This is a genomic window from Ancylobacter mangrovi, assembly GCF_024752355.1.
Lineage (GTDB): Bacteria > Pseudomonadota > Alphaproteobacteria > Rhizobiales > Xanthobacteraceae > Ancylobacter > Ancylobacter mangrovi.
In genome coordinates this window covers 84,719-110,448 of sequence record NZ_JANTHZ010000005.1, presented here as the reverse complement: position 1 = coordinate 110,448, position 25,730 = coordinate 84,719, and the positions used below count along the sequence as shown (strand labels likewise).

At 69.3% G+C, this 25,730-nt stretch carries 21 protein-coding genes; 9 read left to right on the top strand and 12 right to left on the bottom strand.

Annotation, left to right across the window (positions count from 1 at the left end; genetic code table 11):
* Window positions 1-45: 45 nt before the first annotated feature.
* Together NVS89_RS12765 and NVS89_RS12760 are read left to right on the top strand one after the other, a co-directional pair.
* Complete coding sequence (locus tag NVS89_RS12765) at window positions 46-2,163, top strand: TonB-dependent hemoglobin/transferrin/lactoferrin family receptor (protein WP_258733138.1); 2,118 nt, start codon at window positions 46-48, stop codon at window positions 2,161-2,163.
* A gap of 37 nt (window positions 2,164-2,200) precedes the next feature.
* Window positions 2,201-2,803, top strand: coding sequence for a biliverdin-producing heme oxygenase (locus tag NVS89_RS12760; protein ID WP_258733137.1), 603 nt, complete (start codon window positions 2,201-2,203; stop codon window positions 2,801-2,803).
* A gap of 21 nt (window positions 2,804-2,824) precedes the next feature.
* Here NVS89_RS12760 and NVS89_RS12755 read toward each other — a convergent pair whose 3' ends face one another.
* The 8 genes from NVS89_RS12755 to NVS89_RS12720 all read right to left on the bottom strand — a co-directional run bounded on the left by NVS89_RS12755 (window position 2,825) and on the right by NVS89_RS12720 (window position 11,556).
* Window positions 2,825-3,604 carry a heme ABC transporter ATP-binding protein gene (locus NVS89_RS12755; RefSeq protein WP_258733136.1) on the bottom strand — a complete coding sequence of 260 codons (780 nt, stop codon included), beginning with the start codon at window positions 3,602-3,604 and terminating at the stop codon, window positions 2,825-2,827.
* A gap of 4 nt (window positions 3,605-3,608) precedes the next feature.
* A complete protein-coding gene (locus tag NVS89_RS12750) occupies window positions 3,609-4,700 on the bottom strand; it encodes a FecCD family ABC transporter permease (RefSeq protein WP_258733135.1) in 1,092 nt (363 codons plus the stop codon).
* Window positions 4,697-5,635: a heme/hemin ABC transporter substrate-binding protein gene (locus NVS89_RS12745; protein WP_258733134.1), complete on the bottom strand. Its 939-nt coding sequence runs from the start codon at window positions 5,633-5,635 to the stop codon at window positions 4,697-4,699. Before NVS89_RS12745 ends, NVS89_RS12750 begins: the two co-directional genes overlap by 4 nt.
* Window positions 5,636-5,838: 203 nt before the next feature.
* On the bottom strand, window positions 5,839-6,615 hold the full coding sequence (locus tag NVS89_RS12740) for an ABC transporter permease (RefSeq protein ID WP_258733133.1): 777 nt from the start codon (window positions 6,613-6,615) through the stop codon (window positions 5,839-5,841).
* Window positions 6,612-7,406 (bottom strand): ABC transporter ATP-binding protein, encoded by a 795-nt coding sequence (locus tag NVS89_RS12735; RefSeq protein WP_258733132.1) that lies wholly within the window; start codon window positions 7,404-7,406, stop codon window positions 6,612-6,614. Before NVS89_RS12735 ends, NVS89_RS12740 begins: the two co-directional genes overlap by 4 nt.
* A gap of 44 nt (window positions 7,407-7,450) precedes the next feature.
* Complete coding sequence (locus NVS89_RS12730) at window positions 7,451-8,536, bottom strand: ABC transporter substrate-binding protein (RefSeq protein ID WP_258733131.1); 1,086 nt, start codon at window positions 8,534-8,536, stop codon at window positions 7,451-7,453.
* A 235-nt stretch (window positions 8,537-8,771) separates the two neighbouring features.
* Complete coding sequence (gene ggt / locus NVS89_RS12725) at window positions 8,772-10,364, bottom strand: gamma-glutamyltransferase (protein ID WP_258733130.1); 1,593 nt, start codon at window positions 10,362-10,364, stop codon at window positions 8,772-8,774.
* A 25-nt stretch (window positions 10,365-10,389) separates the two neighbouring features.
* Window positions 10,390-11,556, bottom strand: coding sequence for a M20 aminoacylase family protein (locus NVS89_RS12720; protein WP_258733129.1), 1,167 nt, complete (start codon window positions 11,554-11,556; stop codon window positions 10,390-10,392).
* Between the two features lie 179 nt (window positions 11,557-11,735).
* Here NVS89_RS12720 and NVS89_RS12715 point away from each other — a divergent pair, with 179 nt between their 5' ends.
* Window positions 11,736-13,253, top strand: coding sequence for a 4-hydroxyphenylacetate 3-hydroxylase family protein (locus tag NVS89_RS12715; RefSeq protein ID WP_258733128.1), 1,518 nt, complete (start codon window positions 11,736-11,738; stop codon window positions 13,251-13,253).
* On the opposite strand, the gene NVS89_RS12710 is transcribed toward NVS89_RS12715, so the two are convergent.
* Together NVS89_RS12710 and NVS89_RS12705 are read right to left on the bottom strand one after the other, a co-directional pair.
* The gene (locus NVS89_RS12710) at window positions 13,175-14,131 is read right to left on the bottom strand and encodes an NAD-dependent epimerase/dehydratase family protein (RefSeq protein WP_258733127.1); all 957 of its coding nucleotides are present in this window, start codon (window positions 14,129-14,131) and stop codon (window positions 13,175-13,177) included. The two genes, NVS89_RS12715 and NVS89_RS12710, sit on opposite strands and share 79 nt — an antisense overlap.
* Window positions 14,128-15,024 (bottom strand): polysaccharide deacetylase family protein, encoded by an 897-nt coding sequence (locus NVS89_RS12705; RefSeq protein WP_258733126.1) that lies wholly within the window; start codon window positions 15,022-15,024, stop codon window positions 14,128-14,130. Before NVS89_RS12705 ends, NVS89_RS12710 begins: the two co-directional genes overlap by 4 nt.
* Before the next feature lie 118 nt (window positions 15,025-15,142).
* On the opposite strand from NVS89_RS12705, the gene NVS89_RS12700 reads away from it, so the two are divergent.
* Window positions 15,143-16,591, top strand: a complete 1,449-nt coding sequence (locus NVS89_RS12700) for a 4-hydroxyphenylacetate 3-hydroxylase family protein (protein WP_258733125.1) — start codon at window positions 15,143-15,145, stop codon at window positions 16,589-16,591.
* On the opposite strand, the gene NVS89_RS12695 is transcribed toward NVS89_RS12700, so the two are convergent.
* A complete protein-coding gene (locus NVS89_RS12695) occupies window positions 16,588-17,118 on the bottom strand; it encodes a MarR family winged helix-turn-helix transcriptional regulator (protein WP_258733124.1) in 531 nt (176 codons plus the stop codon). The genes NVS89_RS12700 and NVS89_RS12695 overlap by 4 nt on opposite strands.
* A gap of 163 nt (window positions 17,119-17,281) precedes the next feature.
* Between NVS89_RS12695 and NVS89_RS12690 the strand changes: the two genes are divergently transcribed.
* The 4 genes from NVS89_RS12690 (at window position 17,282) to NVS89_RS22940 (ending at window position 22,806) form a co-directional block, all read left to right on the top strand.
* Complete coding sequence (locus NVS89_RS12690; RefSeq protein ID WP_258733123.1) at window positions 17,282-18,778, top strand: 4-hydroxyphenylacetate 3-hydroxylase family protein; 1,497 nt, start codon at window positions 17,282-17,284, stop codon at window positions 18,776-18,778.
* Between the two features lie 13 nt (window positions 18,779-18,791).
* A complete protein-coding gene (locus tag NVS89_RS12685) occupies window positions 18,792-19,811 on the top strand; it encodes a succinylglutamate desuccinylase/aspartoacylase family protein (RefSeq protein WP_258733122.1) in 1,020 nt (339 codons plus the stop codon).
* Between the two features lie 219 nt (window positions 19,812-20,030).
* Window positions 20,031-20,894: an ABC transporter substrate-binding protein gene (locus NVS89_RS12680; RefSeq protein WP_258733121.1), complete on the top strand. Its 864-nt coding sequence runs from the start codon at window positions 20,031-20,033 to the stop codon at window positions 20,892-20,894.
* 118 nt (window positions 20,895-21,012) lie between these two features.
* On the top strand, window positions 21,013-22,806 hold the full coding sequence (locus NVS89_RS22940; protein ID WP_309486547.1) for an amino acid ABC transporter permease/ATP-binding protein: 1,794 nt from the start codon (window positions 21,013-21,015) through the stop codon (window positions 22,804-22,806).
* A gap of 57 nt (window positions 22,807-22,863) precedes the next feature.
* Here the strand turns inward: NVS89_RS22940 and NVS89_RS12665 are convergent, their stop codons facing one another.
* A complete protein-coding gene (locus NVS89_RS12665; protein WP_258733120.1) occupies window positions 22,864-23,454 on the bottom strand; it encodes a helix-turn-helix domain-containing protein in 591 nt (196 codons plus the stop codon).
* Between the two features lie 210 nt (window positions 23,455-23,664).
* On the opposite strand from NVS89_RS12665, the gene NVS89_RS12660 reads away from it, so the two are divergent.
* Window positions 23,665-25,722, top strand: coding sequence for a hydantoinase/oxoprolinase family protein (locus NVS89_RS12660; RefSeq protein WP_258733119.1), 2,058 nt, complete (start codon window positions 23,665-23,667; stop codon window positions 25,720-25,722).
* Window positions 25,723-25,730: the final 8 nt, after the last annotated feature.

The following is a 25,730-nucleotide window of genomic DNA, read 5'->3' as shown; positions in this document are numbered from 1 at the left end:
GTTTCGCTGCTCGCCCTGGCCGCGGCAACGGCAACGGCGCCGGCATTGGCGCAGCAGCCGGCCGCGACGCCGGCGTCCACCGCCGAGGTGGTGCTGACCGACCAGATGGTCGAGCTCGACCCGATCACCGTCGTCGCCACGCGCACGCAGCAGAGCTGGATCGACACGCTCGCCGCCGTGAGCGTAGTGCGCCCCGAGCAGATCGAGATGCTCATGCCCATGCGCACGCAGGACCTGTTCGAGGGCATGCCGGGCGTGACCGCGATCCAGAACGGCAACTCGCCGCAGACCGCGATCAACATTCGCGGCCTGCAGGATTTCGGCCGCGTGGCGGTGTTCGTCGACGGGGCGCGGCAGAACTTCACCCAGCTCGGCCATGGCGACGGGGCGGGCACCTTCTTCGTCGAGCCGGGGCTGATCGCCGACGTCGACGTGGTGCGTGGCCCGGTCTCGAACATCTACGGCTCGGGCGCCATCGGCGGCGTGGTGACGATGCGCACCAAGGACGCCGACGACATCATGCGGCCGAACGAGACCTGGGGCGTCGAGGCGGACGGCGAGTTCGCCGGCAACGGGCCGATGGGCTACGGCTCGCTGCTCGGCGCGGCGCGGGTGGGCCAGAACGTCGACCTGTTCGTCGGCGGCACCTACCGCAACCAGGACGACTACAAGGACGGCGACGGGAACGAGGTGGCCTATACGGGCTACGAGACCTGGACCGGCATTGCCAAGGCCACCATCCGGCCGGCGGACTTCCATGAGCTGAAGTTCGAGGTGATGAACTATGAGAGCCAGTTCACCACCGGCAGCTCTGCCTCCTCGACCGCCACGCAATATGCGACGGACGTGACCAACACGACCGCCACGGCGAGCTGGAACTACTCGAACCCCGACGACAACCTGTTCGACTGGCGCTCCTCCGTCTACTGGAACCGCGTGGACGAGGATCAGGTGAAGGTCGTGGGTAGCTCCAGCCTGATCACCGGCGACGTCGGCGATCCGCGCAGCTTCGTCATCGATACGGTGGGCTTCGACGCCAACAACACCAGCCGCTTCGCCCTGGGCGCGGTCGAGAACGCGATTACCTATGGTGGCGACTACTTCCATGACGACGTCGACAACACGGACGACTACGGCTTCGGCGAGGGCTACAACCCCTCGGGCGAGCGCGGCGTGGGCGGCGCCTTCGTGCAGTGGAAGGCGAATTACTCGACCTGGCTCGAGGCGATCGCGGCGCTGCGCTACGACGCCTATTCGCTCAGCTCGGCCGATGGCGGCACCAGCGGCGACCGGCTGTCGCCGAAGTTCACCCTCGGCATCACGCCGGTCGCGTGGCTGACCGTCTACGGCACCTATGCCGAAGGCTACCGCGCGCCGAGCGTGACCGAGGCGCTGGTGGCCGGCCCGCATCCGGCGGTCTTCTCCGGCGGCCTGACCCCGTTCAGCTTCGTGCCGAACCCCAATCTCGAGGCCGAGATCGGGAAGAACAAGGAAGTCGGCGTCAACATCAAGCAGGACAATCTGTTCGTCACCGGGGACCGGCTCCGCATCAAGGCGAACTACTACCAGAACGATGTCGAGAACTATATCGAGCTCGTGACCTATGGTAGCCCGGCCTGCATCTATTCAGTGCGCGGATACTGCGTCGCCTATAACGACTACTCGCTCGCCCAGTACCAGAACGTCGACGAGGCGCGGCTGCGCGGCTTCGAGTTCGAGGGCACCTACGATGCCGGCAAGTGGTTCCTCGGCCTGTCCGGCCAGACGATGACCGGGGAGGTGACGGCGGGGCCGGACGAAGGCCAGCCGCTCTCCACCGTGCAGCCCGACCAGATCACCACTACGCTCGGCTTCCGCTTCTGGGAGGGCAAGCTCACGGTTGCGGCGCGCTGGACGGCGGTGGCGGCTGTGACCGCGAGCGACCTGCCGACCAACTCGGTCTACGACGCGACCGACAGCTTCAACCTCGTCAGCCTCTATGCGGGCTACCAGCCCAACGAGAACACGCTTGTGCGGTTCTCGGTCGAGAACCTTCTCGACGAGCAATATACCCAGTATCAGAACTTCCTGCCGAGCGCGGGGTTGACGGTGAAGGCGGGGCTGACGGTCCGCTTCGGCGGTGGCGAGGTCGCGCAGGCCGAGCCGGCGCTGATCACCAAGTGACGACCGCCGAGGCGGAACTCCTGAAGCAGGACGAATGATGACGATCGCGACGGATGCGGGACCTGAGACCCGTGCGAAGCGGCTGCGGGCGGCGACCAGCGCCGCCCATGAGCGGGTGGACCATGCGGTGATGGCGGCGAACCCCTTCGCCGACCGGGAGAGCTATGCGCGCTTCCTGCGGTTCCAGTTCCGTCTGCACCGGCATGTCGAGCCGCTCTATGCCGACCCGGCGATGCACGCGCTGCTACCGGACCTCTCAGTGCGCTCGCGTCTCGCGGCGCTGGAGCAGGATCTCGCCGATCTCGGCCTCGCGCCGCCGGACGCCGCCTTCGGGTCGCGCCTGCCGCAGGCCGAGGCGCTGGGCTGGCTCTATGTGGTCGAGGGCTCGAACATGGGCGCCGCCTTCCTCGCCAAGGATGCGGCGAAGATCGGCTTCTCGGACACGTTCGGGGCGCGCCATCTCGCCGGCCACCCGGAAGGGCGGGGGCTGCACTGGCGCCGCTTCACCGCCGCGCTCGACGCGGTGGAACTCGACGAGGACAGCGAGCGCGCGGCCGAGCAGGCCGCCTGCGCGGCCTTCGACCATGTGCTCGGCCTGATTGGTGACGAACTGGGCCGGGAAGGCGCAGGCAGCCGCTGACCGCTGGCGCGGCCTTCCTCGTCAGCGGTCGAGCGACTGCGGCAGCAGGAAAGGCGTGCCCGGCGCCCAGCCGACCCGCGCCGCGACGCCGTAGAGCGCGGCCAGCACATCGTCGGTGATGATCTCGCGCGGCGTGCCGCTGGCGACGTCGCGCCCCTCCTTCAGCGCCACGATCTGGTCGGCCGCCATGGCGGCGAGGTTTAGGTCGTGCAGCACGGCGAGAATGCCGATCCCCCGCGTCGCGGCGAGCTTGCGCATCAGCCGCACGACGAGGATCTGCTGCGCCAGGTCGAGGCTCGCCGTGGGCTCGTCGAGCAGGAGGTAGCCGGCCCCATGGTGTGAATCGGGGCGGCCCGGGTCGAGTTGCACCAGGGCGCGCGCGAGCTGCACGCGCTGGCGCTCGCCGCCCGACAGCTTCTCATAGGCACGATGCTCGAAGCCGGAGAGTTCGACCTCGGCCAGCGCGCGGGCGACCGGCGCGGGGTCGAACCGCCCGCTCGGCGTGCCGATGGCGACCACTTCGGCGACGGTGAAGGGAAAGGCGACCTGTGCATGCTGGGGCACGACCGCGCGCCGCAGGGCGAGGCGGGCCGGCGGCAGCGTCGCGATGTCGGAGCCTTCGAGCCGCACATGGCCGCGCTGCGGGCGTAGTTCTCCGGCGGTGACCTTGAGAAGGGTGGACTTGCCCGCGCCGTTGGGGCCGATCAGCACGGTGATGCGGCCGGGCGCGATCGCGGCGCTCGCGCCCGCGAGCAGCGTGCGTCCCGAGGCGGTCATCTCGATGTCGAGGGCGGCGTACATGGCGCTAGCCGAACAGGGCGGCGCGGCGCTTCAGCAGCAGCCCGATGAAGAAGGGCGCGCCGAGCGCGGCGGTGACGACGCCGAGCGGCAGCTCGGCCGGGCTGGCGACGGTGCGGGCGATGACGTCGGCGCCGAGCAGCAGCGCGCCGCCGAGCAGGGCCGCGGCGGGCAGCAGCGTGCGGTGGCCGGGGCCCATCACCAGCCGGATGAGGTGCGGCACCACCAGCCCGACGAAGCCGATCACTCCCGCCACCGCCACCGCCGCGCCGGCGCCGGCCGCGATGCCGGCGACGGCGAGCCGCTTGGTGCGCTGCACGTCGACGCCGACATGGAAGGCTTCCGCCTCGCCCAGCGCCAGCGCGTCGAGCGGCCGGCCGAGGCGCGCGGCGGCGAACGCCAGCGCGGCCATGAAGGGCAGGGCGGCGAGCACCTTGCGCCAGGTCGCCCCGCCAAGGCTGCCGAACGACCAGAAGGTGAAGTCGCGAAGCTGCTGGTCGGAGGCCATGAAGATCATCACTCCCGTGCCGGCCGCCGCCAGCGCGCCGATGGCGATGCCGGCGAACAGCATGGTCGGCACCGAGGTGCGCCCCTGATGGGTGGAGATGGCATAGAGCGTCAGCGTCGCCAGCAGCGCGCCGAGGAAGGCCATCAGTGGCAGCCCGGCATCGGCGAGCACGGGCGGCAGCAGGAGGGCGAGATGGGCGCCGAGCACGATCCAGATCACGGCGGCCAGTGCCGCGCCGTTCGAGACGCCGATCAGCGCCGGATCGGCGAGCGGGTTGCGGAAGATGCCCTGCATCATCGCCCCGACGGTGGCGATGCCGCTTCCGACCAGCAGGCCGAGCAGGGTGCGCGGCAGGCGGATGTCGAGCACGATCACCGCCTCGCGCAGCGCCGCGCCGCCGCTCGCCCGCTTGCCGGCGAGCGCGTCGATCAGGATCGTCGCCACCTGTCCCGGGGCGATGGTCACCGGGCCGACCGCCAGCGAGGCGAGGAAGGCGAGGACGAGCAGCGCGCCGCACAGGGCGATGCCGAGCCCGGCGCGGGACGCTCGCGCGCCCCGGGTGGCCGCGAGAGGCAGGGCGGTCTCGCTCACGGCGTGTCGGAGCCCCGCGTCCAGGGATGGGACGGCATCGCCGGCAGGTCGAGCTCGGGATAGACCAGCGCGGCGAGGTCGCGGGCGGCCTCGGGCGTGCGCGGGCCGAAATTCAGGAGATAGCCGCCGTCCATGCGGTGGAGCCGCCCGGCGGCGATGGCCTGCGTGCCGGCGAAGGCCGGCATCTGCGCGACCGCCGCGTCGGTGAGGCCGTGGCCGCGGTCCTTCATCAGGATGATGAGATAGGGGTCGGCGCCCAGCATCGCCTCGTCGACGGCGGGCTTGTAGCCGTGCACGCCGGCCATCGCGTTCTCGACGCCGGCGAGGTGGAACATGGCGTCGGCGCTGGTGCCCGAGCCGCCCACCACGGGCGCGGCACCGGAGGCGGAGAGGACGAAGGTCGCGCTGCGCGGCGAGGTGATCTTCGCCCGCATGGCGGCGAGCGCCGCGAAGTCGCGCTCCACCGCGCCGGCCAGCTCCTCGCCGCGCGCGGGCACGCCGATCAGCTTGGCGACGGCCCGGACGTTCGCGCTCACATCCGCCGGATCGCGGGCGAGCGGGATGGTCTCGAACGGGATGGCGGCGCCCTTTAGCACGGCGACCGCGTCCGGCGGGCCGGCATCTTCCTGGGCGATGATGAGATCGGGCCCGACGGAGAGCACGCCTTCCGGCGAAAGCGCGCGGATGTAGCCGACATTGGGGCGGCTCGCCAGCGCCTCGGGCGGGTAGGTGCTCGACGTGTCGACCGCGATCACCCGATCGCCGAGGCCGAGCGCGAACAGGATCTCCGTCACCGCGCCGCCGATGGCGACCACGTGGCGGGCCTGCGCGGGGGCCGGGGCGTCGTCGGCGCGGGCGGCCGGGGCGAGGGTGAAGGCGAGCAGGGCGGCCAGCAGCATGGCGGCGGCGCGCGAACCGGGGCGGGATCTCGACATGGACGTTCTTCCGCAGTGGCGACGAGGGAGCTCGCGCAGGGGCGCGGCAGTCACCTATGCAGATATCCGCTGGCCGGACGGAATTGAAACGATAATTCGGTCAATAGGCTCGATTGGAATTGGTTGAATTAAGTATTCGCGGGCAAGTTCACGAAAATATTGATGGTCGTCGGCAATCTTCACTGCGGCGATGCGGGCGCGATCTACCGCACCAGCTCGCCGCGGAAGGCCCAGCGGGTCATGCGCCGCTCGATCAGCGCGCAGGCGGCATAGACGCCCACGCCCATCACCGCGATGGCGAACAGCCCGGCAAAGGTGGTCGCGGAATCGTTGCGCGCGCTCGCCGAGAGCATGAGGAAGCCGATGCCGCGATTGCCGCCGACCGTCTCCGACAGCACCGAGCCGACGAAGGCCAGCGTCGCCGCCACCTTGAGGCTGGCGAACAGGTACGGCATGGCGCGCGGAATGCCGACCTTGACCAGGATCTCCCGATTGCTGGCGCCGAGCGAGCGCATCAGGTCGCGCATCTCCGGCTCGATGGTGGCGAGGCCGGTGGCGACGTTCACCACGATCGGGAAGAAGGAGATGACGAAGGCGGTGATGATCGCCGGCAGCGCGCCGATGCCAACCCAGATCATCAGGATCGGCACGATGGCGACCTTGGGGATGGCGTTGAAGGCGATCAGCAGCGGGTAGAGCCCGGAATAGATGAAGGGCGAGGCGCCGATGGCGAGGCCCAGCAGCAGGCCGAAGCCGATGGCGAGGAAGAAGCCGATCAGCGTCGTCCACAGCGTCTCGAGGCAGAAGCGCAGCAGCAGGTCCCAGCGCTGGATGACCACCTCGAAGACGCGGGTGGGGCGCGGCGCCACGATCTCGGGAATATGGAACACGATGCAGGCCACCTCCCACAGCACCAGCAGGGCGAGGAGGGTCAGCCACGGCATGGCGAGGCGGATGGCGCGGCGCTGCAGGGCGCTCATTCGGCGTGCTCCTGCTGGATGCGTTCGCGCAGCTCGTGCACGATATCGACGAAGGCGGGCTCGAAGGTGGTCTCCAGCGTGCGCGGGCGGGGCAGGTCCACCGTGCGCACCTTCACGATCCGGCCCGGCCGGCGGCTCATCACATAGACCGTGTCGGCGAGGTACACCGCCTCACGCAAGTCGTGCGTCACCAGCACGGCGGTGAAGCGCCGCTCCAGCCACAGCGCCTGCATGATCCCCCACAGCTCCTCGCGGGTGAAGGCGTCGAGCGCGCCGAAGGGCTCGTCGAGCATCAGGATCTGCGGCTCGTGGATCAGCGCGCGGCAGACATTGGAGCGCTGCTGCATGCCGCCGGAGAGCTGCCAGGGGAACTTGTCGCCGAAGCCGCCGAGTCCGACCGAGGCGAGCAGGGCCTCGGCGCGGGCGATGTATTCGGCGCGGTTGGCGCGCAGGCGCCGCTTGTGCGGCTCCACCACCTCGAGCGGCAGCATGATGTTGTCGCGGGTGGTGCGCCAGGGCATGAGGGTGGCGTTCTGGAACGCCATGCCGACGCCCTTGATCGGGCCCGTGACGGGCTGGCCGCGCACGCTCACCTCGCCGCCGGTGGGCGGCAGGAGGCCGGTGACCAGCTTCATCAGTGTGGACTTGCCGCAGCCCGAGGGGCCGACGACGGCGACGAACTCGCCATCGTCGATGCTCATCGTGGCGTCGCCGAGCGCCAGCATGCGCTCGCTGCCCTCGCCATAGGCGAGGCTGACATTCTTCAGTTCGACGAGGGGAGGTGAGGGCATGCAGGCTTCGGTGTCAGGCGAAGGGGCATTCGGACGGCGGGCCGTCAGGGGGCGACCATCCGGTCGGCCTTGGGCGGGAGGTAGTAGTCGGTGAACACCTTCTCCGGCGCCGGCGCGTCGGGCAGGCCGAAGGCGTCGGCGACGTCCTTGATCGAGCGGGCGAAACGCTCGGGGTCTACGTCGCCCATGCCGTTCTCCTTCACATAGGGCGTCAGCACGTTCATCTGCAGCGACATGTTGAGCCGCCGCAATTCCAGCGCCTCGTCGATCAGCGGGTCGCGGTTCTTGGCGGCGGCGACGCCGATCTCGGGATTGGCCGCGACCTCCTTCCACGCCTTGATCGTGGCCCGCAGGAAGCCCTTCACCACTTCCGGCTTCTCGGCCATCTGCGGCGAGACGATGATGCCGTTGCCGTACACGTCCATGCCGGCGTCGCTGTAGGTGAAGACGACGAGGTCGTCGAGTTTCACGCCGCGCGCCTCGAGGTCGAGGACCGAGGAGAAGTAGTGCCCGGAGATGAAGTCGACCGTGCCCTGGACCAGCGACTGCTCGCGAAGCTGGGGCGTGAGGTTGACGCTCTCGACGCTCTTCGGGTCGATGCCGACCTTCTTGGCGAAGGCCGGGAAGAGGCGGAACGAGGCGTCGAACACCGGCGCGCCGAGCTTCTTGCCGGCGAGGTCGGCGGGCGTCTTGATGCCGGACGTCTTCAGCGCGTAGACGCCGAAGGGCGGGAAGTCATAGGCCATGAACACGCACAGGATCTCTTTTCCCGGGTTCTTGGCGTTGTATTCGATGAGCGAGTTCACGTCGGCGAAGCCGATGTCGTAGGCGCCGGACGCCACGCGCTGCACCGCGCCGGCCGAGCCCTGGCCGGGGTCCATCGTCACGTCGAGCCCCTCATCCTTGTAGTAGCCCTTCTCCAGCGCCACGAGGAAGGGTGAGGTCGGGCCCTGGAACACCCAGTCGAGGGTGAACTTCACCGGCGTGTCGGCATGGGCGCCGGTGACCGCGGCGAGGGCGATCATGGCCGCGAGGCTGGTCGCGCCCGCCAGATGCGCGGTGCCGCCGGTGCGCTGGCGCGCGGGGCTCGATCTGAAACGGGTGGCGAGACGGCTGAACAGGCGGATCATGACGGTGACCTCCGGCAAGGGGACGCTCAGTATGGCCCTCTGCGCAGGGCAGTGCGCAAGGGGCGCTGCGCAGGGGGCACGGGAGGCGCAGCAGCATGCAAGAGTGCCGCCAAGCGCGGGTTACCGTGGGCGGACCAGTCCTCGCGACCGTCCTCCCGCCTGCTCCTGCACGCGGGCGCCCGATTCGTGGGCAGCGTGCTTGGGCAGGGTGCCGGCCTCTTGCCGGCACTTGGCTTCAGTAGCCGAGCGCGCAGCCGTCCTTGCGCGGATCGGAGGCGCCGGTGAGCACGCCGTTGGCCCAGTCGATGCGGATCGCCTGTGCCCCGCCGATGGGGCGCGAGGGGCGCACGATGCGGTGGCCGAGCGCGGCGAGGTCGCGCCGCACCGCGTCCGGCATGCTGCCCTCGACCTCCAGCGCGTCGGTGCCGAACAGCGGGCAGGCGCGCGGCATGTCGATCGCGCTCTGCATGTCGAGCCCGTAATCGAGCACGCGGGCGAGGAAATAGGCCTGGCCGAGCGCCTGGTACTGCCCGCCCATCACGCCGAAGCAGTGCTCGACGCGCCCGTCGCGCGTTGTCAGGCCGGGAATGATGGTATGCAGCGGCCGCTTGCCGCCGGCGATGGCGTTGGGGTGGCCGGGCTTCAGCGAGAAGCCCTGCGCCCGGTTGTTCAGCAGCACGCCCGAGCTCGGGGCGACGAGGCCGCTGCCGAAGGGATTGAAGATCGAGTTGATGAAGCTCGCGACGTTGCGGTCCTTGTCGACCACCGCGATGTAGACCGTGTCGTTGTGGCTCGGCAGGTCGATCGCGGGCAGCTCGGCGAGGCGGGCGTCGGGCCGGATCATGCCGGCGAGCTGGCTCGCCAGCGAGCTCGAGAGCAACTCGCGCATCGGCACTTCGATATGGTCGGGGTCGCACAGCACGGCGTCGCGCACCGAATAGGCAAGGCGTGCCGCCTCCATCTCGAAATGCACCCGCTCGGCCGAGAGTGGGTCCGGGCGGGTCGATCCGTGCGACAGGATGTTGAGCAGCATCAGCGCGATGATGCCCTGCCCGTTGGGCGGGCATTCATGCACCCGCAGGTCGCGGAAGCGGGTGGAGATCGGCGTCACATAGGCGCCCCGGGCGGTGGCGAAGTCCTCCAGTGTGTGGAGGCCGCCGAGGCTCTGCAGATAGGCGACGATGTCCTCGGCGACGGGGCCGCGATAGAAGCCGTCCGGCCCCTCGGCGGCGATGCGCTCCAGCGTGGCGGCGAGCTCGGGCTGGTGGTGCAGCGTGCCCGCATGGGGGCTGTGTCCCTCGGGCAGGAACACGCGCGCGGTGTTCGCGTCCCCGGCCAGCAGGCCGGCCTGCTCGCGCCAGTCGAGCGCGACGCGTGGCGCGACGGCATAGCCCCCGCGCGCCAGCCCGATGGCAGGCTGGAGCAGATCGCCGAGCGGACGCGTGCCGTGGTCCTGCGACAGCCGCGCCCAGGCTTCCACCGCCCCCGGCACGGTGACGGCATGCGGGGACTGGCGCTCCAGCGCCGTTATGCCGTGGTCGGCGTAATAGTCGGTATTGGCGGCGGCGGGAGCGCGGCCCGAGCCGTTATAGGCGACGATGTCGTCGGTGCCGCCGGGGGCGTAGAGCACGAAGCAGTCGCCGCCGAGCCCGGTCGAGCCCGGCTCGACGACGCCCTGCACGGCGCAGGCGGCGATCGCCGCGTCCATCGCGTTGCCGCCGGACTGGAGCACGTTGAGCGCCACCAGGCTCGACAGCGGGTGCGAGGTCGCGGCCATGCCGTTGGTCGCCATCACGAGCGAGCGGCCGGGGGTTTCGAAATCTCTCATCGGCGTTGCCTCACCTGATCGGGACTCACGCCGTGGGCGCGAGGATACGTTCCACCAGCCTTACCCAGTAGCTGGCGCCGAGGGGAAGAAGCTCGTCGTTGAAATCGTAGCCCGAGCTGTGGAGGGCGGCCCCCGGCCCGCTGCCGAGCCAGAGATAGGCGCCGGGCGCCTTCTCCAGCATGTAGGCGAAATCCTCCGAGGCCATGGAGGAGGCGGGATCGGGGATGACGTGGTCCTGATCCGCCGCCGCACCGGCCGCGTCCAGCGCGAGCGCGACCTCGGCCGCGGTGTTGACGGTGGGCGGATAGCGCCGGTCGTACCAGACGGAGGCGGTGGCGCCGTGGAGCCCGGCGACGCCGGTGGCGATCGCCTTCACGCGCGCCTCGACGGCATCGCGCACGGCGGGCTGGAAGGTGCGGACCGTGCCGCGCAGCACCACCTCGTCGGGGATGATGTTCCACGCGTCGCCGCCATGGACCTGGGTGATGCTGACCACGGCCGCCTCGAGCGGGTCGACGGTGCGGCTGGCGATGGTCTGCAGCGCTCCGATCAGCTCGCCGGCAACGGTGACGGGGTCGATGCCGAGATGGGGCATGGCGGCGTGGGCGGCGCGGCCCTTCACCGTGATCTCGAACAGGTCGGAGGAGGCGAGCATCGGCCCCGGCTTGCCCGAGAAGCTGCCGAAGGCCTGCCCCGGCCAGTTGTGCAGGCCGAACACGCGCTCCATCGGGAAGCGCTCGAACAGGCCTTCCTCGACCATCACCTTCCCGCCGCCGTTCATCTCCTCGGCCGGCTGGAAGATGAAATGCACCGTGCCGGCGAAGTCGGGGTTGGCGGCGAGGTGGCGCGCGGCGCCGAGCAGCATGGTCATGTGCCCGTCATGGCCGCAGGCGTGCATCTTGCCGGAAATGGTCGAGCGGTAGGGCAGGTTGGTCATCTCGGTGATGTCGAGCGCATCCATGTCCGCGCGCAGGCCGATCGCCGGACCCTCGCCAAGCCGGCCCTTCAGCGTCGCGACGATGCCGGTGCGGGCGATGCCGCTCTCGAAGGGCAGGCCGAAGGCGGTGAGCTTGTCGGCGATGAAGGCCGCGGTCCAGTTCTCCTCGAAGGCGGTCTCGGGATGGCTGTGCAGCTCGCGGCGCCATGCCTTCATCTCGGGGTGGAAACCGGCGATCTCGTCGACGAGCGGCATGCGGAAGGCTCCTGGCGAAGGCGCGGGTGGGCTGCGCAAGGGATGGGGACGCCAATTGGCATTTGCAATCGGCGCCCGTCTCGGGTCATCTGTGAACGTGTTTGCATTTTATGCAAGTCTCTTTCGCGAACATGTACCTTTCGTGCGCGCCACCTTGAGAGACGTTCAGGAGACCGCCGATGCTGATGACCGGGGCGCAATATCTCGAGAGCCTGCGCGACGGGCGGGTGATCCATGTCGGCTCGCAGCGTGTCGAAGACGTCACCACCCATCCCGGTTTCGCGCCCACCGCCCGCTCCTTCGCCCGCATCTGGGACGCGCGCCGCGATCCGCGCTACCGCCCGCATCTGGTGAGCGAAGAGGGCGGAGAAAGCTTCGCCGGCTATTATCTGATGCCGCGCAGCCGCGAGGACCTCGAGAAGCGCAGCCGGTGCAGCGCGGTCATCGCCGAGCTTTCCTGCGGCCTGCTCGGCCGCTCGCCCGACTTCGTCGGCGGCTACATCACCGGCGCGGCGATGCAGCCGGACCGCTTCGCGCGCAACGGGCATGACTTCTCCGCCAACGTCACCGCCTATTACGAGCATTGCCGCCGCAACGACCTCTATCTCGCCCATGCCGTGGCCCCGCCGCAGGGCACGCGCGACCCGGCGAAGTTCGGCCGCGACAGCGAGGCCGTGCCGACGCTGCAGGTGACGGGGAGCTATTCGGGTGGCGTTATCGTCAACGGCATGAAGATGCTGGCGACCGGCGCCGCCTTCGCCCACGAGCTGTGGATCGGCAACATCCTGCCGCTGGCGCCGGAGCAGAAGGCTGCCTCCATCACCTGCGCGCTGCCGGTCAACGCGCCGGGGCTCAGCCTGTGGTCGCGCAAGCCCTATGCGGCGCACGGGGAGGGGACGTTCGAGAACCCGCTCACCACCCATTTCGACGAATCCGACTGCGTGGTGGTGTGCGAGAACGTGAAGGTGCCGTGGGAGCGGGTCTTCACCCTCGACGACGTGGCGTGGTCGCGTTCGATCTATTTCGACACCCCCGCCCACACGCTCTCCAACCACCAGTCGAGCGTGCGCTACCGGGCCAAGACGCGGCTGATGCTGGCGCTGGCGCGGCGCATCACCGAATGCATGGGCACCGACAAGGTGCCGGCAGTGCGCGACGCGCTGAACCACCTCTCGGCGCAGGACGCGCTGATCGCGACGCTGATCAACGGGCAGATCCAGGGCTACGAGACGCTGCCGGGCGGCTTCACCTGCTTCGACCGCCGCGCCATGTACGCCTCGATCTACTGGGCGACGCAGAACTACGACAAGATCTGCTCCCGCCTGCGTGAGCTGATGGGCGGCAGCGTGCTGCAGATGCCGGCCGATATCGGCGTGCTCGACGCCGAGGAGACGGCGCGCGTGTTCGAGGCCAACTGGGCCGGCAATGGCTGGAGCGCGCGCGAACGGATGAAGCTGTTCAAGCTCGCCTGGGACCTGCTCGGCACCGACTTCGCCGGCCGCCATGCGCAGTATGAGCGCTTCTACATGGGGCCGGCCTTCGTGGTGCGCGAGCATGTCGGGCGCGAGACCGACTGGGACGGCGTGCTGGCCCCGCTCGACGAGCTGCTGGCGAGCTATCAGGCCGGCGAGGAGCCGGCGACGATCGGCCCCGCCATCTCGCCCAGCGCGGCGGCGATGTCGACGGCGGGTTCGTAGCCGAGCAGCTCGCGGGCACGGGCGATGTCGAGCGGGCCGACATGCCCGTCATCCTCGCGCCCGCGCTCGCCGATGACGGTGATCGGCACGCGCGGCGGCTCGCCCGCGAGCAGGCGCACGATCGCCTCCTCGGAAAGATAGGTGCCGCCGGTGATGTTGATCGGGGTGAAGCCGGGAAGGTCGGCTTCCACCGCGCGCCAGACCGCCTCGACCACGTCGTCGACATGGACGAACTGGCGCATGTTGGAGCGCTCGTCGGTCACGGTCAGCGGCTCGCCGGCGCGGATCGCCTCCAGCGTCTGCGAGACGAGGTAGGGCGTCACCCGGCCCGGCCCGAACACCGAGGAGACCCTGAGCGCGATGGTGGCGATGCCCTGGCTTTCGGCATAGCTGCGCAGCACCGCCTCGGCGGCGAGCTTGGAGGCGCCATAGGCGTCCGCCGCGCCGAGAGGCGCGCTCTCCGGCACCGGGGCCCGCGTGGGGGCGGGCGCGTACACCGCATTGGAGGAGAGGAAGACCAGCCGCGGGACGCCGGCAAGGCGCATCGCCTCGGCGAGGTTCAGCGTACCGGTGACGTTCACGTCGAACATCAGCGCGGGATCGTCGGCGGCGAGCATCGCGCCTGAGATCGCGCCGGCATGGATGACGATGTCGGGCGCGAGGGCGGCGATGTGCCTGATGACCGCCGCCCGCTCGCGCAGGTCGAGCGCGGCGACGTCTTCGTCCCCGCTCGCGCGCAGGTCGCTGCCGCTGACCTCGCAGCCTTCCGCGCGCAGGCGGTTCGCGACCGCGCGGCCGATGAAGCCGTTGGCGCCTGTGATGTGGACGTGCGGGCCGGCGGGCGCCGCGCCCATGCTGATGCCGAGCATGCCGATCATGGCGCGGGGTGCTCCGCGCGCCAGTGGGCGGCGATCTCGGCGCCGGTGGCGATCCACACGTCGGAATGGTTGGCCACATGGTCGAGGAAGCGCATCAGCCCGGTGACGCGCCCCGGCCGGCCGATCAGGCGGTCATGGATGGCGAGCGACATCAGCTTCGGCGTGCGGGCGCCCTCGGCATAGAGCACGTCGAAGCAGTCGCACATGTAGCGGGCGAAGTCGTCGCCGGTGCTGAAGCCGCTGTTCTCGTTGAAGCGGTTGTCGTTCGTCTCGAACGAGTAGGGCACGACGAGGTGCGATCGGCCCTCGACCGTTAGCCAGTAGGGCAACTCGTCATTGAGCGAGTCGCGGTCATAGGCGAAGCCGCCATGCTCGACCAGCAGGCGCCGGGTGTTCTGCCCCGGCCGGCCGGTCATCCAGCCCGTGGGCCGCACGCCGGTGATCGCCTCCAGCGTCTCGACGGCGAGGCGGATGTGCTCGCGCTCGATCTCCTCGGGCACCACCTGGTAGTCGATCCAGCGATAGCCGTGCGAGACCAGCTCGTGGCCCTCATTGACGAAGGCGCGGGTGAGCTCGGGATTGGCCTCGGCCGCCTTGGCGACGGCGAGCAGGCACACCTTGATGCCGCGCTCGCGGAACAGGTTCAGCAGCCGCCAGCCGCCGACCCGCGAGCCGTATTCGAACACGCTCTCGACCAGCGGGCTGCGCCGGTCGGGGATGGCGGGCTGGCCGATGTCGTTGAGCATGCCTTCCGAGCAGCCGTCGCCCTCCATGATCGAGCGCTCGCCGCCGCCCTCGAAATTGAGGTTGATGTTGAGCGCGAGACGCGCGCCGTTCGGCCAGTTGGCCTTCGGCGGGTGCGCGCCATAGCCAACGAAATCGCGGTCGGACATGAGGCTCTCATGGTTCGGAGGGGCGGAAGGAGGCGTGCGAGCGATACATGCAAGTGACTTGCACGTTATGCAATGACGGTGTTAGCTGCAAGGCGTTTACGGGAGTGGAGAACGCAAGATGCGCGTGCGCGACGGAGCGGCCTATCGTGCCGGGCTGAATGATGGCCGCCGGGTCCTGATCGATGGCGAGCCGGTCGCGGACGTCTCCACCCACCCGGCCTTCCGCAACGCGGTCGCCTCCTTCGCGCGCTTCTACGACCAGCAGGCCGACCCGGCCAACCGGGAGCGGCTGACCTTCGCGGTCGGCGAGGCGCGGGTCCACAAGGCGTGGTCGCTGCCGCGCAACCATGCCGAGCTGGTGGACCGGCGCCACGCCATCGCCGAATCCTCCGCGCCCCATTGCGGCTTCCTTGGGCGCTCGCCGGACCATCTCGCGACCACGCTGACCGGGATGATGATCGGCCTTCCGGTGATGCGCGGTTTCGATCCGGCGCGGGCGGAGGCCTTCGCGGCGTATTTCGAGGAGGTGCGCGCGCGCGACCTGTTCGTGACCTACGTGATCCAGAACCCGCAGGCCAACAAGGCGCGCTCCGCCTCCGAGCAGGCGCGCGACGTGGTGGCCCATCTCGTGTCGCAGGATTCGCAGGGCATCGTCGTCTCCGGCGCCAAGATGCTCGGCACCTCCTCGGTGATGGCGGACGAGATCCTCGTCGGCACGATCCAGCCGGTGCGGCCGGGCGAGGAGCGCTATGCGCTGAGCTTCGCCGTGCCGGTCAACCATCCCGGTGTGCGCCTGCTCTCGCGCCGCTCCTACGAGCAGGCGGCGAGTTCGGTCTATGACTATCCGCTCTCCAGCCGGTTCGACGAGAACGACGCCGTCGTGTTCTTCGACGAAGTGCGGGTGCCGTGGGAGCGCGTGTTCGTGTGCGGCGATCCGGCTGCCGCGGGGGCGCAGTGGCACGGCACGCCGGCGCATGTGATGCAGAACTACCAGGCGCAGATCCGGCTGATGGTGAAGATGCGCTTCCTCACCGGGCTCGCGCGGCGCGTCGCCGAGATCAACGGCACGATCGACATCCCGCAGGTCAAGGGCGTGCTCGGCCGGCTGGCGGCGCAGGCCTCGATGGTGGAGGGGCTGGTCGCCGGCATGGAGGCGGAGGGGCGCATGGTCGGCGAGCACTACGTGCCGAGCGCGCACCTGCTCTATGCCGCGCAGACCCTGACGCAGGAGCTCTACCCGCAATTTGTGATGGCGATCCGCGATCTCGCCGGCGGCGGAGTGATCATGCTGCCGTCCTCGGTTGCGGACATGACGAGCCCGCACACGCGCCACTATGTCGAGGCGACGCAGGTGTCATCAATCGTCGACGCCGATGAGCGGGTGCGCACGATGAAACTCGCCTGGGACGCGCTCGGCTCGGAATACGCCTCGCGCCATACCCAGTACGAGATGTTCTATGGCGGTGCGTCCTATGTGAACCACGCCCATATGATGCGCACCTTCGACTGGGGCGCGGCGCGCGCGCTGGTGGACGGCGTGCTGCCGCCGCCGGCGGTGCCCGGCTAGACCTCGGCCCGTCCGGCCGAGCGGGCTTCCTCCAGCGCCGCGTCGCACGAGCCGAGCAGGCCGCGCGTGAGGCGGCTGAGCGATTTCAGGTCTCGCGGGCCGAGCGTCTGGAACAGGACGTCGTTCACCCGCACCTGCACCGGCGCGATCTCGTCGAGAGCCGCCGCCGCCTCGTCGGTCAGCACCAGCTTGACCCGGCGCCGGTCGACCGGATCGCCCCGCTTCTCAAGCAGGCCGAGCTCTTCCAGCCGGCGCGTCTCGGTGACGATGAAGGGCACGCTGACCCGCAGGCGTTCGGCGAGGTCAGTGACGGTGACCTCGTCGCCGAGCTGCGAGAGCGTCATCACGATGTTGTACTGCGGCGGCGTCACGCCCATGGCCCGGGCGATCGCCTCGCGGATCTCCTGAAGCCGGCCGGAGAAGGCGATGAGCTCGCCGATCATCTCGCGGAAGGCCTGGTCGGTGCCCTCGCTGAGCAGCGCGGAGCGGGATGTCGTCAATGGCCGCGGGCGCCCAACCTCGTCCATTCAGTGTCCTTCCTAACGTCAGCCGCAATGCCCCAAACCTGAGTAACCGATGCGGCGTCACTCGCAAAGCCCGACGAAATCGTAATCCTCGTGTCCATAATAGGTAATTGACAAACCTAAGTGACTTATCCTTAATCCAAAGGATGTAGTGGAGGCATCCCTCATGGGGCATAAGACAGCCGAGAGCCATCTGCGCAGCCTGGATGACGGGCGGCGCATCTTCATCGACGGCGAGCGCGTGGAGCGCGTCACGGAGCACCCGGCCTTCCGCCAGGCGGCGCGGTCGGTGGCGGGCCTGTACGACTTCCAGGCGGAGCCGGCGCAGCGGGAGAAGATGACCTTCGACCCCGGCAACGGGCGGCGCGTGAGCCGTGCCTGGCAGCTCCCGACCTCCTATGAGGAACTGGTCGCGCGGCGCGAGGCGCTGGTGGCCTGGGCCGAGCTGCATCACGGCTTCATGGGCCGTTCGCCCGACCACGTCGCCTCGACCATCGCCGCCATGTATATGGGCCTCGACGTCTACGAGGCATATGAGGGCGGCCGGCCGGGCGTGGTGCGCGACTACTACGCCCATGCCCGCGACAACGACCTCTACATCTCCTACGTCATCATCGACCCGCAGGGCGACCGCTCCAAGGCGACGAGCGCGGAGGGCAATGCCGACCTCGCGGTCGCCATCGTCGACGAGGATGCCGGCGGCATAACGGTGCGAGGCTCGAAGATGCTGGGCACCGGCGCGGTGCTCTCCAACGAGATCCTGGTGACCACGCTGCGGCCGCTGAAGCCGGATGAGGGGCGCTACGCCTTCACCGCCGCGGTGCCGCTGAACCTTGCCGGCATGTCGCTGCTCTCGCGCCGCTCCTATGAGCGGGCCTCGCCCTCGACCTTCGATTACCCGCTGTCGAGCCGCTTCGACGAGAACGACGCGCTGCTTTTCTTCGACGACGTGAAGATCCCGTGGGACCGCGTCTTCGTGCACCGCGACCCGGCCTGCCAGCTCGCCCAGTGGCACGACACGCCGGCCCATGCCTACCAGAACTACCAGGCCGAGATCCGGCTGCTGGTGAAGATGCGCTTCCTGGTCGGGCTGGCGCGCAAGATCACCGAGACCATCGGCACCTTCAATTTCCCGCAGGTGCGCGAGACGCTGGGCGAGCTCGCCGGCCATGTCGGCATGATCGAGGCCTTCGTCTACGGCATGGAGGCCAAGGGGCGCCATCGCGGGCCTTACTTCATGCCCGATGCCGGCCTCGTCTATGCCGCGCAGATCCAGTCGCAGCTCCTCTACCCGAAGATCATCCACTTCCTGCGCGAATTGTCGGGCGGGGGCGTGCTGATGCTGCCCTCATCGGTGGAGGACTTCGCCAATCCGGAGATCGCCGCGCTGATCGGGCGCACCCAGTACTCGCCGAGCCTGAGCTCGCAGGAGCGGGTGAAGCTGTTCAAGCTCGCCTGGGACGCGGTCGGCTCGGAGTTCGCCTCGCGCCACACCCAGTACGAGATGTTCTATTCCGGGCCGCGCCCGGTGACGACCGGCATGGCGTTCCGCACCTTCGACTGGAGCCGCGCCACCGGCGCCGTCGACGCCATGCTCGCCAGCTACCCCACGCCGGACATCGCCCGCGCGGAGCCGCACGCTCCCGCCGCGCGCGCCGGCTGAGTTCGAGGAACCAATGGACGATCAGATGGACGACGTGATGGACGACCTGACCATCGAAGGCTTCACCGTCGGCCCCGGCCAGCGCCTGAAGACACGCATTCCCGCGCTGGAGCTCGCCGACGGCACGCTCATCAGCCTGCCGCTGATCCTGATCAACGGCGTGCGGCCGGGCCCGCGCATCTATATCGGCGCCGGCATCCATGGCGACGAGGTGAACAGCGTCGCGCTGGTGACGAAGGCGCTGGCGGCGGTCGACCCGGGCGATCTCGCCGGCAGCATCGTCTGCGTGCCGGTGCAGCAGCCGCTGGCGCTGCAGGCCGACCACCGCCTGCCGCTGGCGCAGTACCTCAAATCGCCGCTGGACCAGGTGCCGGCCGACGCCTGGACCTGCTTCCCGGGCGACGCGAACGGCAACATCGCCCAGGTGATGGCCGCACGGCTGTTCGGCCTGATCACGCAGTGCGACGTCGCGCTCGACGTCCATACCCCCACGCGCGGCGGCAAATACGTGCCGATCGCGATCCTCCCGCATCACGGCATGGGCGCGCATGCGAAGCGCGCCGAACAGCTCGCGCATGAGCTCGGCACCGGATGGATCGTGCGCGGCGAGCGCGGCATGTATGTGAGCGATGGCATCCTGTGCGTCGAGGCGACCCGCGCGGGCGTGCCGTGCTTCACCTTCGAGATCGGCGAGGGCGGGCGGCTCGACCTCGATTTCGTCGAGACCGGCGCGCAATGCGTGCTGAACCTGCTCAAGGGGCTCGGCATGATCCCCGGTGCGCGGGTCGAGCCGAAGGTGACCCATGTCATGCGCGACTTCGTCGGCATCCGCGCCACCCATGGCGGCGTGCTGGTGACCGAGGTCGAGCTCGGCCAGGCGGTGAGCAAGGGCCAGCGCCTGTGCCGCATATTCGACGTCTTTGGCGACGTTGTTGAAGAGGTGGTGGCGCCGGTCGACGGCCTGTTCGTGCGGGCGACGACGCTGGGCACCGTCTCGCGCGGGGAGCGGGTGGCGACGCTCGGCGTGGTCTAGGCCGGCTGGCGCCGTTGTGGGCAATGGGCGGTGAAGTGCCTGCGAGTTGGGCACGCCGCCGCCGCCTTGATCGGGAAACCCTCGGCCGAAGCGGGCTTCTGGATTGGCATGCGAATTGCTTTATTTGCGTAGTATGCAAGTTGACTTGCATATTGCTGAAATCAATTGCCAAAAACAGGCCGGCGGTTCGGGCCGTGGCCGCACTTCCAGGAGACGGAAATGAGTGTTCGCCTATCCCTCACGGCTGCTGCGGCCCTGGCCGCCGGCCTGCTGGTGGCCGGCAGTGCCTTCGCCGCCGATCCGACCTGCGAGCCGGACAAGGTCGCCACCAAATATCCCTCCCTCGCCGGCAAGACCGTGACCTTCGGCGCCGATCCGCAGACGCCTCCTTATGTGGTGCGCGATGGCGCCGACCTGAACAAGCTCAACGGCATCGCCGTCGACATGGCCAAGGCCGTGATGGATTGCGCCGGCGTGAAGTACAAGTTCACGCTGGGTGCGTGGTCCGGCATCCTGCCGGCGGTGAGCTCGGGCCAGATCGATGCGATGTGGGACGATCTCTACTACAAGCCCGACCGCGCCAAGAACGTCGACTACGTGATGTATATGGGCGCCGGCACCGGCGTGCTCGTGCCCGCCGGCAACCCGCAGAAGATCGAGAAGCTCGACGATTTCTGCGGCAAGACCGTCGCCTACGGCATCGGCTCGATCGAGGAGGCCGCCACGCTGAAGCAGCAGGAGGTCTGCAAGAGCGAGGGCAAGGCCGCCATCAACACCATGCCGTTCCAGGACCTCGCCGCGGGCCTGCGCCTGCTGGAGAGCGGGCGCACCGACGCGCTGATGTGGGACCTCGGCTATATCGACTTCATGGCCAAGAACAACTCCACCAAGTACAGCCGCGCCTTCAGCATCGTCTCCGGCTTCCAGATCGGCGTCGGCATCGGCAAGGGCAAGGAAGACCTGGTCAAGGCGATCTATGACGGCATCCGCGTGATCCAGGCGGACGGCACGCAGAAGAAGATCTTCGCCAAGTACAACACCGACCCGGCGCTGATGATCCCGGCGGAAATCCGCACCAAGTGACGGCACGGGCGGCATAATCCGCCCTGACGACCCTTCGAGCATGCCGGGACGGGACCCCGTTCCGGCATGATCTCGTCTCGGGCCGCCCCCGGCCGGCCCCTGAAACGGAGACTTCCCGATGAAACGATCTGCCAAGCTGCTCGCGGGCGTGGCGGTGCTGTTCATGGTCGGCACGGCCGTGGCCTTCGCCCAGGCGCAGGGCCAGTCGATCGAGGACCAGGCCAGCGGCCTGAGCATGCAGGACCCCTACGCCGCCATGGCGTTCGGCTGGTTCTGGGAGTTTCTGAACTATTGCCGTTCCACCTTCCTGTGGGAGGGCGCGTGGGTGGCGGTGCAGATCACCGCGATCTCGATGACGCTGGGCCTGCTGCTCGGGCTGGTGCTGGCGCTGATGCGGCTCTCCTCGCAGAAGCTGCTCAACGCTTCGGCCTGGCTCTACATCTTCTTCACCCGCGGCACGCCGCAGCTGCTGCAGCTCGTCTTCATCTTCAACGCGCTGCCCTATGTCGGCCTGCGCTTCGACAGCTTCACCACGGCGGTGGTCGGCTTCTCGCTGAACCAGGCCGCCTTCAGCGCCGAGACCATCCGCGGCGGCATCCTGTCGGTGAACCGCAACCAGTCCATCGCCGCGACCTCGCTCGGCATGGGGCCGTTCCTGACGCTGCGCCGGATCATCCTGCCGCAGGCGATGCGCGCCATCCTGCCGGGCATCGGCAACGACACGATCAGCATGCTCAAGCTGACCTCGATCGCCTCGATCGTGTTCGTCAACGAGCTCACCTTCCGCTCGCAGCAGATCGTCGGGCAGAACAACAAGTTCTTCACCGTCTTCGCGGCGACCTCGGTGATCTATCTCGTCATGGTCAGCATCATCTCGGTGGCGCAGGCCTGGGCCGAGCGTCGCTTCGACCTCGAGAAGGACACCCGCACGGATGGCGGCGCGATGAGCCGCCTGCTCGGCTTCCGGCTGAGCCGCGAGGAGGCGGTGCCCGATGCCGCCGCCATCGCCGCAGCCGGCGTCGAGGCAGGCGAGGACCGCTCGTCGATCGATACCCCGGCCGAGGCGGCGGCGGTCGCGGCGCGCGATTCCGACGACCTGTTCCGCACCATTGTCAATGCCGACGCCGATCCCGTGCCGCGCGGCGAGCCGCTGGTCGTCTGCCACAACGTGCAGAAGGACTACGGGTCCAACAAGGTGCTGCGCGGCGTCGACCTGACGGTCAAGCGCGGCGAGGTGGTGGTGCTGCTCGGCCCCAGCGGCTCGGGCAAGAGCACCTTCCTGCGCACCATCAACCATCTGGAGCCGGTCGACTGGGGCACGATCACGGTCGGGGGCGAGTTCGTCGGCTACGAGCCGGTGGCGGGCGGCCAACCGCGCCCGACCGGCCGTCTGGCGCGCGCTCGCGCCAGGGCGCGCCTCTCCATGGTGTTCCAGCACTTCAACCTGTTCAACCACCTGACGGCGCTGGAGAACGTGATGGAGGCGCCGGTGCGCGTGTTCGGCGTGCCCCAGGCCCAGGCGCGCGAGACCGCGCTGCGGCTGCTGGCGGCGGTGGGGCTGCAGAACCACGTGAACCACCTGCCGCACCGGCTCTCCGGCGGCCAGCAGCAGCGCGTGGCGATCGCCCGCGCGCTCGCGACCTCGCCGCGGGTGATGCTGTTCGACGAGCCGACCTCCGCGCTCGACCCGGAGCTGGTCGGCGAGGTGCTGACCGTCATGCGCAAGCTGGCCGAGGCCGGCATGACCATGATCGTCGTCACGCACGAGATCCGCTTCGCTCGCGAGGTGGCGGACCGGGTGGTGTTCATGGATGGCGGCGTGGTCGTCGAGGAGGGCACGCCCGAGGCGGTGATCGACAATCCGCGCCAGGAGCGCACGCAGCGCTTCCTGCGGGCGGTCAGTCCGGCTTGAGCGGTGCCGGCCTGACGGGCGCCGAACCGACGGGGAGGGCCGGCCCGGCGGCGGCCTTCAGAAGGTCGGCGGGGTGTTGATCCAGATGACGCGGCAATTCTCGTCGCCGGAGGCGCGGTAGCTGTGGATGCGGTCCGACTGGTAGAAGAAGCTGTAGCCGGTCGGCACGCGGTACTGCTCGCCCTCCACATGGAGCTCGAGCTCGCCGGCGAGGACATAGCCGACCTCCTCGCCCGCGTGCTGGAACGGGCCGCACATCGGCCCGTGGGCCGGCATTTCCAGCAGCAGCCCCTCGAGCTGGCGATGCTCGGAGAAAGGGGTGAGGATCTCCGCCGTGCTGCCGTCGCCTTCCTCGGCGGCGCGGGTGTAGCGCGGCCGGTCATTGGGCCCGTAGATGGTGCAGATCTGCTCTTCCTTGGGGTCGATCAGCGCCGCGACATTGACGTTGAGGGCCTTGGAGAGCCGGTGCAGCGTGCTCAGCGAGGGAACGACCAGCGCGTTCTCGATGCGCGAGAGCAGGCTTTCCGAGCAGCCGGCGAGCGCGGCGAGGTCCTTGAGGCGCAGCCGGTGCAGCCGGCGCAGATAGCGCACGCGCGGCCCGACCGCCGCCAGTCCCTCGTCGAGCTTCTCGCCATCCGAATTGGCCATGGGCGCGTTCGTTCCCTCTGCCGCCAGCCGTCGGCATGCTGCCCGCTTCCGATTCCCGGCTGGCTTATTTGCCTGTCTAGCAGAACCCTTTTCGCTTGTGCACCACGCAAGTTAGGGCGGATCACTGGCGTTAAAGCAAATTAACTTGTCTTATATGCAACTCTCTTGCATAAGATGAATATCACCGTATGGGAGTTGGGCAAAATGCGAATGTCGATCGACGTGGGCGGGACCTTCACCGATCTGATGGTGGACGAGCCCGGCAGGGCGGCGACGATGTTCAAGTCGCCGACCACCTATCCCGATCCGATCGGCGGCATTCTCGGCGCGATCGAGCTCGCCGCGCAGGCCCGCGGCGTCGGGGTCGAGGCGCTTCTCGGCGAGACCGAGATCCTGTTCCACTCGACCACCCGCGCCATCAACGCGGTGATCACCGGCAACGCCGCGCGCACCGCGCTGCTGGCGACCGAGGGTCACCCGGACATCTTGCTGATCCGCGAGGGCGGGCGCACCGACCCGTTCAACTACCGCGTTCCCTATCCCGCGCCCTATATCCCGCGCGCGCTGACCTTCGAGGTGCCCGGGCGCATCTGGGCCGACGGGCGCGTCCACAAGCCGCTCGACGAGGCGGCGGTGCTCGCCATCATCGCCGAGCTGAAGGCGAACAAGGTGGAGGCGGTGGCGGTCGCGCTCATCTGGTCGATCGTCAATCCGGCGCATGAGGAGCGGGTGGCCGAGCTGCTGGAGGAGCACCTGCCGGGCGTACCCTACACGCTCTCGCATCGGCTGAACCCGACCGTGCGCGAGTATCGGCGCACCTCGTCCTGCGCCATCGACGCCTCGCTGAAGCCGATCATGAGCGACTATCTGCGCACGCTGAAGGCGCGGCTGGAAGGGCGCGGGCTGAAGGGCCAGATCTTCGCGGTGACCTCGCAGGGCGGGCTGGTCGACGTCGCCGACCTTGCCGAGCGCCCGATCCTGGCGCTCAATTCCGGGCCGGCCATGGCGCCGGTCGCCGGGCGGTTCTTCGCCGAGGCGGAAGGCGCGCGCACGGCCATCGTCACCGATGCCGGCGGCACCACCTACGACGTCTCGCTGGTGCGCGAGGGCGCCTTGCCCTGGACCCGCGAGACCTGGCTCGGCCCGATCTATCAGGGCAACCTCACCGGCTTCCCCTCGGTCGATGTGAAGAGTGTCGGCGCCGGCGGTGGCAGCATCGCCCGCGTCGACGCGGCCGGGCTGCTGCATGTCGGGCCGGAGAGCGCCGGCTCGACGCCGGGGCCGGTGTGCTACGGGCGCGGCGGCACCAGGCCCACCGTCACCGACGCGGCCGTGGTGCTGGGCTATATCGACCCGGCCTTCTTCCTCGGCGGGCAGATGAGCCTCGGGCGCGAGGCGGCGCGCGAGGCCATCGCGCGCGAGGTCGCCGGGCCGCTCGGCATCGGCGTGGAGGAGGCGGCGCTGTCGGTGCTCGACCTCGCGACCGAGAGCATGGTGCACGCAATCGAGGACATCACCGTCAAGCAGGGCATCGACCCGGAGGAGACGGCGATGATCGGCGGCGGCGGCGCGGCGGGCATCAACGCGGTGCTGATCGCGCGGCGGCTGCGCTGCGACACGGTGATCTTCCCCGATGTCGGCGCGGCGCTGAGCGCGGCGGGGGCGATGATGTCGGAGCTCACCACCGAGTTCGCCCGCACCGCCTTCATGAAGACGACCGCCTTCGACCGCGAGAAGGCCAATGCCATCATCGCCGAGCTGGCCGCGCAGGCGCAGGGCTTCTTCGCCAAGGCCGGGCCGCACGCGCGCGACAAGCGCATCGATTTCTCCATCGAGGGCCGCTATCCGAGCCAGGTGTGGGAGATCGACGTGCCGCTGCGCGGCGACGGCTTCGCCCGCGAAGCGGACGTGGCGGCGCTGATCGCCGATTTCCACGCCCGCCACACCGAGCTGTTCTCGTTCCGCGACGATGGCGACGCGATCGAGATCATGAGCTGGCGCGCACTCGCCCGCTGCCGGTTGTCGGACCCGACCTCGATCCGGCTGGCGCAGGAGGGGGCGGTGGCCGATTCCACCCGGCGCCCGATGTATTTCCGCGAGACCGGCCTCACCGAGGCGCCGGCCTACCGGCTCGAGCACATGGCGGAGGGCGAGGAGATCGCCGGCCCGGCCATCGTCGACAGCAACTTCACCACCATCGTCGTGAACCCGGGGGCGCGGGCCGTGCGCCGGCCCGGCGGGCACCTCGTCGTGCGCAGCGCAGCCTGAGGAGACCG

Coding starts and splice junctions, on each gene's coding strand:
- NVS89_RS12760 (WP_258733137.1), top strand. CDS start 2,201: ATGACGATCGCGACGGATGCGGGACCTGAGACCCGTGCGAAGCGGCTG.
- NVS89_RS12755 (WP_258733136.1), bottom strand. CDS start 3,604: ATGTACGCCGCCCTCGACATCGAGATGACCGCCTCGGGACGCACGCTG.
- NVS89_RS12745 (WP_258733134.1), bottom strand. CDS start 5,635: ATGTCGAGATCCCGCCCCGGTTCGCGCGCCGCCGCCATGCTGCTGGCC.
- NVS89_RS12740 (WP_258733133.1), bottom strand. CDS start 6,615: ATGAGCGCCCTGCAGCGCCGCGCCATCCGCCTCGCCATGCCGTGGCTG.
- NVS89_RS12735 (WP_258733132.1), bottom strand. CDS start 7,406: ATGCCCTCACCTCCCCTCGTCGAACTGAAGAATGTCAGCCTCGCCTAT.
- NVS89_RS12730 (WP_258733131.1), bottom strand. CDS start 8,536: ATGATCCGCCTGTTCAGCCGTCTCGCCACCCGTTTCAGATCGAGCCCC.
- ggt (WP_258733130.1), bottom strand. CDS start 10,364: ATGAGAGATTTCGAAACCCCCGGCCGCTCGCTCGTGATGGCGACCAAC.
- NVS89_RS12720 (WP_258733129.1), bottom strand. CDS start 11,556: ATGCCGCTCGTCGACGAGATCGCCGGTTTCCACCCCGAGATGAAGGCA.
- NVS89_RS12715 (WP_258733128.1), top strand. CDS start 11,736: ATGCTGATGACCGGGGCGCAATATCTCGAGAGCCTGCGCGACGGGCGG.
- NVS89_RS12710 (WP_258733127.1), bottom strand. CDS start 14,131: ATGATCGGCATGCTCGGCATCAGCATGGGCGCGGCGCCCGCCGGCCCG.
- NVS89_RS12705 (WP_258733126.1), bottom strand. CDS start 15,024: ATGTCCGACCGCGATTTCGTTGGCTATGGCGCGCACCCGCCGAAGGCC.
- NVS89_RS12700 (WP_258733125.1), top strand. CDS start 15,143: ATGCGCGTGCGCGACGGAGCGGCCTATCGTGCCGGGCTGAATGATGGC.
- NVS89_RS12695 (WP_258733124.1), bottom strand. CDS start 17,118: ATGGACGAGGTTGGGCGCCCGCGGCCATTGACGACATCCCGCTCCGCG.
- NVS89_RS12690 (WP_258733123.1), top strand. CDS start 17,282: ATGGGGCATAAGACAGCCGAGAGCCATCTGCGCAGCCTGGATGACGGG.
- NVS89_RS12685 (WP_258733122.1), top strand. CDS start 18,792: ATGGACGATCAGATGGACGACGTGATGGACGACCTGACCATCGAAGGC.
- NVS89_RS12680 (WP_258733121.1), top strand. CDS start 20,031: ATGAGTGTTCGCCTATCCCTCACGGCTGCTGCGGCCCTGGCCGCCGGC.
- NVS89_RS22940 (WP_309486547.1), top strand. CDS start 21,013: ATGAAACGATCTGCCAAGCTGCTCGCGGGCGTGGCGGTGCTGTTCATG.
- NVS89_RS12665 (WP_258733120.1), bottom strand. CDS start 23,454: ATGGCCAATTCGGATGGCGAGAAGCTCGACGAGGGACTGGCGGCGGTC.
- NVS89_RS12660 (WP_258733119.1), top strand. CDS start 23,665: ATGTCGATCGACGTGGGCGGGACCTTCACCGATCTGATGGTGGACGAG.